Source organism: Terrisporobacter muris (assembly GCF_024621905.1).
GTDB classification, from domain to species: Bacteria; Bacillota; Clostridia; order Peptostreptococcales; family Peptostreptococcaceae; genus Terrisporobacter; species Terrisporobacter muris.
The window spans coordinates 1-2858 of the sequence record NZ_JANKBY010000393.1 but is presented as its reverse complement, the minus strand read 5'-3'; the positions used below and the strand labels follow the sequence as shown (position 1 = coordinate 2858).

Annotated in this window: 4 protein-coding genes; all 4 read left to right on the top strand. The window is 26.9% G+C overall.

Features of this window, described 5'->3' with window-relative positions:
• Positions 1–119: toxin C-terminal domain-containing protein (locus tag NSA58_RS21065; protein ID WP_408648059.1), on the top strand; the 119-nt coding region annotated here is incomplete at its 5' end.
• 5 nt (positions 120–124) lie between these two features.
• The gene (locus NSA58_RS18280) at positions 125–463 is read left to right on the top strand and encodes a hypothetical protein (protein WP_257560800.1); all 339 of its coding nucleotides are present in this window, start codon (positions 125–127) and stop codon (positions 461–463) included.
• A gap of 477 nt (positions 464–940) precedes the next feature.
• On the top strand, positions 941–1744 hold the full coding sequence (locus NSA58_RS18275; RefSeq protein WP_257560799.1) for a MerR family transcriptional regulator: 804 nt from the start codon (positions 941–943) through the stop codon (positions 1742–1744).
• A 150-nt stretch (positions 1745–1894) separates the two neighbouring features.
• The coding region (locus NSA58_RS18270; RefSeq protein ID WP_257560798.1) for a dimethylarginine dimethylaminohydrolase family protein at positions 1895–2858 on the top strand (964 nt) is incomplete at its 3' end.

Sequence of the window (2858 nt, the reverse complement as noted above, 5' to 3'; positions counted from 1 at the left end):
CAGATGTAGATAGTCATAATGGTGGAGTATGGAAAATGGCATCTTCAATAAAGGATTTGGCAAATAGAAAGACAAGAGATGGTATATATGATATTAATTTAAATAGAGTAAGAGATTAATTAAAATGATGAATTATAGAATATCTAAATATAATCCTAAATATAGAGATGAACATGGAATCTATACTAGAGATGAATGGACTTCAATTAGTGATGTAGGAGAATACTTTGATGGATATGAAGTGACTATGGAAGAATATTTAGACACAAAAAATAGATATGTGAAAGCTATTGACATAATACTAGATTATTTAAAGATAAGTTATTTATATATAATGGAGCTAGAGAAATATGAAAATGATATAACTAATACATCTAATGATTTTTACATAAATATTATATCTGCTAAATTACCTGATGTTATTATTAATAAGATAAATGAACTAGGGCTATATATAGATTAGCACAAAATACTTATTGTGGAGAATTTGCAGCTAATGCAACTTATTATCCCATACAGTTTGTTGCATTACTACTATTCTGCATGGGTATAAGCACTAAGAAATGTACGTTTAGTTTTCAATTTAATTTGGCCTAATTGTAAAATTTTTATATCAACTTGTCTATTATAGATTACTTAATAAATATCTATTTTTACTATATAGAATATCATTTTAAACTTTGAAACTCAACTATTAATAATTTCATATGGTAAAACTTAATTATAAATAAAATTGTGGGTATTATTCTTGTGGATCATCTCCACCATTGAAATCCACTAACACTCATATCCATTGGATGTGGGTGTTTTTAGTGTATTTAAGAATTTAGTCAGGATTAGTATAATATTAATAGAATTCAATTTATAACCAATCTAATAACTTAGAAATAGATATATAGCTTATAATGTAAAAATACAAAGACTATAAAAGGAGATTATTATGGTAAGTTACTTTACAATAGGAGAAGTATCCAAGTTATCTAATGTTTCATTAAAAACACTTAGATACTACGATGAAATTGGGATACTAAAACCTAAATATGTAAATAAAGAAAATAAATATAGATATTATTCTATAGAACAATTAACAACAATAGATTTAATAAAATTGTTTAAATCTACAGGGATGTCACTAGAATTAATAAAACAAATTTTAAGCTCACAGACTGATTTAGAGTTTATGGTAGAGAATATAAGAAATCAATCAAAAGTAGTAGAAGCAAAAATAAAAGAGCTATCGGCAATAAAAAGTTATTTAGATTATTTAGATAAAGAAATATCTCAAAATATTGAGTATGGACTTAATAAAGTATTTATCAAACATAATGAAAAACGAAGTTATCTAAAATATGATGTGGTATCTCATAACCCTCAGGAGCTAGATTTAAATTTAAGAAATGTGATATTTGATTTAGACAAAAATATAGAAAGAACTTCTGAGCTGTTAGGAGCAACAGTATCATATAAAGAGTTAAAAGAAGAAGATAAAATTATATATAAAGGATTTAAAGTTTTTATCAATCAAGACAAAGATATAAGGTATCTAGAAGAAGGTGATTATGTAACCATAATATATGAGGGTGGGCCAAGCGACTCAATTATATATTATAGAATGTTGTTAGATTATATAAATGAAAATAATATTGAAGTAGTTGGCGATTTTAATGAAACATGGATTATTGGTAAAATGGATGAAAACTTAGAAGAGAGAAGTTTAATAAAATTAGATATATTAAAAAAGTAAAATAGTATTGACCCTAACCTAACTGGAAGGTTTATTATTTTGTAAGTAGGTGACTGAAGAATAAAATATCAGAGTGAAAAAGTTTTATTCAAATGGATAAAGCAAAGAGTAATCTAACTACAAAATACATAGACAGTAAAGGAGATTTATATGAAAAAAGAAACAGTTATGGTAAAAAGTGAGTTTGCACCTTTAAAGAAAGTTGTTTTAACACAATCTGAATTTATATTTCCTATGAATAGTATAAGTGATGATGTAGAAGAAGTATTAGATGAAGAAACTCTACAAATGTATAAAGATGTAGATGGAAAAAATTATAAAGAGGCATTTCCAGAAAGACAAATTAAATGGGAACAAGAAAGAGAAAATCTAAAACAAGTACTAGAGAAATATGGTGTGGAAGTTGTTAGACCTCGTTTATTAACAGATTATGAAAAAGAAAGTGGCAAAGAATATGGGTGTAGTAACTTTTTTGTTAGAGACCCATTCTTTACAATAGGAAATAATATAATAGAAGGATCACTAAGATATCATCATAGAAGGAAAGAAATTTTACCTATACGTAGTATTTTAGAAACTATTGCATATTCCAGTAATGCCATGTATGTATCATTACCTATGGTAGATACTTCAGAAGGCTTGGATTCAGAGGCAGGACCATTTTTAGAAGGTGGAGATGTTATAGTCCTTGATAAAACAGTTTTTGTAGGTAAATCAGGACAAGCATCAAATGACAATGGATATAGATGGTTAAAATCATTTTTAGGACATTTTGGTTATAATGTAGTTCAAGTACCATTAAAAAATAATGTGCTACACTTAGATTGTGCATTAAGCTTAGTAAGAGATGGGATGATGATTGTATGTGAGGAAGCTTTAATAAATGGTATTCCAGAGGAGTTAAAGAATTGGGATAAAATATCAGTGCCTTATAGTGATGTATCCAGATTAGCTGTAAATGGATTACCAATTAACGACTCAGTATATATTTTAGATCCAGAGTTTGAATATATAGGAAAACAATTAATTAGCAAGGGGATAACTGTTGAATATATTGATTTTGAAATTTCAAGAAGTTTAGGCGGATCATTTAGATGTAGTACACAACCACTAT